The sequence below is a fragment of the Streptomyces ossamyceticus genome (assembly GCF_001418475.1).
Classification (GTDB): domain Bacteria; phylum Actinomycetota; class Actinomycetes; order Streptomycetales; family Streptomycetaceae; genus Streptomyces; species Streptomyces ossamyceticus.
The window spans coordinates 1-3,585 of sequence record NZ_LIQX01000894.1 but is presented as its reverse complement, the minus strand read 5'-3'; the positions used below and the strand labels follow the sequence as shown (position 1 = coordinate 3,585).

Annotated in this window: 3 protein-coding genes and 1 pseudogene; 1 reads left to right on the top strand and 3 read right to left on the bottom strand. The window is 69.2% G+C overall.

The genetic code is table 11. The features are described 5' to 3' along the window. Together AOK15_RS40245 and AOK15_RS40240 are read right to left on the bottom strand one after the other, a co-directional pair. Window positions 1–648, bottom strand: a 648-nt coding sequence (locus AOK15_RS40245; RefSeq protein ID WP_055524099.1) for an aspartate/glutamate racemase family protein, incomplete at its 3' end; no start/stop codon positions are given. 5 nt (window positions 649–653) lie between these two features. Next, complete coding sequence (locus tag AOK15_RS40240) at window positions 654–2,138, bottom strand: NCS1 family nucleobase:cation symporter-1 (RefSeq protein WP_055524097.1); 1,485 nt, start codon at window positions 2,136–2,138, stop codon at window positions 654–656. A 162-nt stretch (window positions 2,139–2,300) separates the two neighbouring features. On the opposite strand from AOK15_RS40240, the gene AOK15_RS40235 reads away from it, so the two are divergent. After that, window positions 2,301–3,044 carry a GntR family transcriptional regulator gene (locus AOK15_RS40235; RefSeq protein ID WP_055524095.1) on the top strand — a complete coding sequence of 248 codons (744 nt, stop codon included), beginning with the start codon at window positions 2,301–2,303 and terminating at the stop codon, window positions 3,042–3,044. A gap of 92 nt (window positions 3,045–3,136) precedes the next feature. On the opposite strand, the pseudogene AOK15_RS40230 reads toward AOK15_RS40235, so the two are convergent. Continuing rightward, window positions 3,137–3,585, bottom strand: a pseudogene (locus AOK15_RS40230) (hypothetical protein); the annotation flags it as partial.

Sequence of the window (3,585 nt, the reverse complement as noted above, 5' to 3'; positions counted from 1 at the left end):
CTCCAACCCCAGCCCCACCAACGCCTCCGCCAGCTTCACGGCCGCCCCCACTCCGTCCACCACGGGGACGCCCACCTTCTCCGCCACCACCTGCTGCAACCCGGTCATCCCGGCGCACCCCAGGACCAGCACCTCCGCACCGGCGTCCCGGACCCGCCGTGCCGCGTCGACGAAGGCCCGCACCGTGCGGTCGGTGTCGTGCAGTTCGAGGACGCCCAGCCCGGTCCCGACCACGCCCGCGCAGTTGCGCCCCACCCCGGCCGTCTCCAGGCTGTCCTCGATCTGCCCGCACGACCGTTCCAGCGTGGTGACCACCCCGTACCGCCGCCCGAGCAGACACGCGAGGTGCGCGGCGGCCTCGGTGATGTCGACGACGGGCACGTCCAGCAGTTCCCGCGCCCCTTCCCGCCCGTGTTCACCGAACCCGGCCATGACCACGGCGTCGTAGGGCTCGTCGTACGTGCGCAGGGTGTCGAGCACGGCCGCGGCCGACAGATAGCTGTCGAGCCAGCCCTCCGCGGACTCGGGGCCCCACGCCGGGGTCAGCCCGGTCACGGTGGTGCCCGGGCCGGCCGCGGCCCGGGCACCTCGCACGATCTCCTCGGTCATCTCCTGCGTGGTGTTGCAGTTGGTGACGACGATCCGCACGTTTCTCAGACCTCCACGGTGACGGTCGGCTCGGCCTCGGCGGTCCCCTGCGCGGCACGCTCGTCGCGGCACAGCACCGCGTACAGCCCGGCGGCCAGCGCCGTTCCGATGAACCACGAGTACGGGGCGACCGCGCTGAAGTCCTTCACCAGGGCGAGGACGGCGGAGACGGCGGCCGCGGGGAGGAACGCCCAGAGGGCCTTGGGGTTGACGCCCCTGCGGTAGTAGTACCGGGATCCGGGCTGCGCGTTGAACAGTTCGTCGACGTCGATGCGTCCTCGCTTGACCCAGAAGTAGTCGAGCATGATCACACCGAACAGCGGGCCGAGGAACGCGCCGAGACCGCCGAGGAAGTAGTTGACGACGGTCGGGTTGGAGAAGAGGTTCCACGGGGTCACGACGAGCGCCGCGACCGTGCTGATCATGCCGCCGACCTTGAAGCTGATCTTCTGCGGCCAGACGTTGGCGAGGTCGTACGCGGGGGAGACGAAGTTCGCGACGATGTTGACGCCCATGGTGGCGATGGCGAAGGTCAGGGCGCCCAGCACGAGGATCCAGGTGTTGCCGATCTCCGCGACGAGGTACGCGGGGTCGGTGATCGCCTTGCCGAACACCTCGATGGAACCGGCGGTGACGATGACCGACACCACCACGAAGGCGGTGGAGTTGATCGGCAGTCCCCAGAAGTTGCCGCGCTTGACGGTCCGGTAGTCGGGGGCGAAGCGGGAGAAGTCGCAGAAGTTGAGCATCAGCGTGCCGTACGTGGCGAGGACCAGGCCGATCGCCCCGAACCACTGCCGCCACTGCTCACCGACGGAGACCGGGTGCGGGGTGGAGGTGAGGGAGATGGTCCAGCCGGCCTTGGCCAGGATCCACACCGCGAGCGCGATCATGACCAGCCAGATCGCCGGGCCGCAGAAGTCCTGGAACTTCCGCACCGACTCCATGCCCTGGCTGATGATCACCGCCTGGATGAGCCAGAGGGCGACGAAGGTGATCCAGCCGAGCGGGTGCAGACCGAGGAACGAGCCGTAGGTCCAGGACTCCAGGCCCGGCCAGGCGGCCAGCAGCATGATGTTGACGGCGACGGACGCGAGATAGGTCTGGATGCCGTACCACATGATGGCGATCACGGCCCGGATGATGGCCGGGATGTTGGCGCCCCAGACGCCGAAGCTGATGCGGCTGACGACGGGGAACGGCACACCGTGGCGCTGGCCGATCCTCCCCATCCAGTTCATGCCGATATAGATGATCACGAAGCCGACGAGCAGCGACGTGAAGACCTGCCAGACGTTCATGCCGAGGACGAGCAGTCCGGCGGCGAAGGTGTAGTTGCCGAGGTTGTGGACGTCGGACATCCACAGGGCGAAGAGGTCGAAGACCTTCCAGGTGCGCTTGTCGGCGGGGGCGAGGTCTTCGTTGGTGAGGCGGGGGTCGGGCACGAACGCGGTGGTGCCGGTTGCTTCGGCGGGATCGGCGAGGGACACGGGGCCTCCGGGAGCGAGAGGAGGAGACGGGGAGGGAGCGGACCGCGCGTGGGGGCTTTGGTATACCAAACTCCCGTCATGGTCCTCCCGTCAACCGTTCGGACCGATGTCGCTGTCGTTAACGACACGTAAAACACCTCCGGCGTCGGCGAGGATGGCCTCATGAGCTCCCTGGCTCCTGACGGAGCGAAGATCGAAACCCTCGGTCCTCTCGGCGCGGTGCGCGAGCGTGTGCTGGGAACCCTGCGGCAGGACATCATCGCGGGCCGGCTCCGTCCGGGCGACCGGCTGGTCGAGCGCGAGCTGGCCGATCGTTTCGGGGTCTCACGGGTCCCGGTCCGCGAGGCGATCCGCGCGCTGGTCGCCGAGGGCTTCGTCCTCTTCGAGACGCCGCGCCGCACGGTGGTCCGCCGTCTCACCAGGGCGGACGTCGCGGAACTCTTCGAACTGCGCGAGGCGTTGGAGGTGTACGCCGCCGGACTCGCCGCCACCCGCGCGACGCCGGAGAGCCTGGCCGAGCTGTCGGCCCTGCTCGACCAGGCGGCGGCCGCGACCCGCGCCGGGGACGCCGAGGCGATCACCGACATCAACACACGCTTCCACGACCGTGTCCTCGCCATGGCCGGCAACAGCCTGCTCATCTCCGTCATGGAGCCGGTCGACGGCCGTCTGCGCTGGCTCACCCGCCAGAACACGGAGTGGCCGCAGCTCCTCACCGAACACCGCGAGCTGTACGAGGCGATCGCCTCCGGCGACCCCGACCGCGCCCGAACCCACGCCCTCACCCACGTCCAGACCAACTACCGCTCCACCGTGCGGCACCTTTTCGAGGAGGACGACATGGGGGGCCAGAGCTGGGGCGGAGGGGAAGGCGGAGACGGAGAGGAAGAGGAAGGGGAACGCTAGAGCGACCGCCGTGGTGGTCAGAAGGCAGAACGAGGTCCCGCCATGGAGCGAGAACGCCGGGTGCGCGAGCCCCTGCTCCCGCTCCCGCAGTCTCACCCCTTGGCGTACTTGTCCGTCGCGTCCACCAGCGCCTGTGCCATGTCCGGTGCGCCCGCGTTGTGGCCCACGTCGTCGATGAGGACCAACTCGCTGCCGGGCCAGGCGTGGTGGAGGCGCCAGACGATGCCGAGGAGGTTGCCGGGGTCGAGGCTGCCCTGCACGAGGGTGCCGGGGACGCCCTTGAGCAGTCGCACGTCCCGCAGCACGACACCGTCGTCGCCCGCACCGCCTTCGCCCACTTCACCGACTTCGGCCACCGCACCGCCCCCGCTGCCCTCGTCGAGGAAGTGGCCGTTGCCCCAGTAGTGGGTGACGGTACGGGCGAAGCCATAGCGGAACACGGGGTCCTCGTAGCGCGGCACGGAGCGGGGTGGCTGTGCCGCGCTACGAGGACCCCGTGTTCCGCTATGGCTTCGCCCGTACCTGTCGCTTATACCCATCT

What these genes read in the sequence shown, in the direction of transcription:
- AOK15_RS40235 (WP_055524095.1), top strand. Translation starts at nt 2,301, where the DNA reads ATGAGCTCCCTGGCTCCTGACGGAGCGAAGATCGAAACCCTCGGTCCT.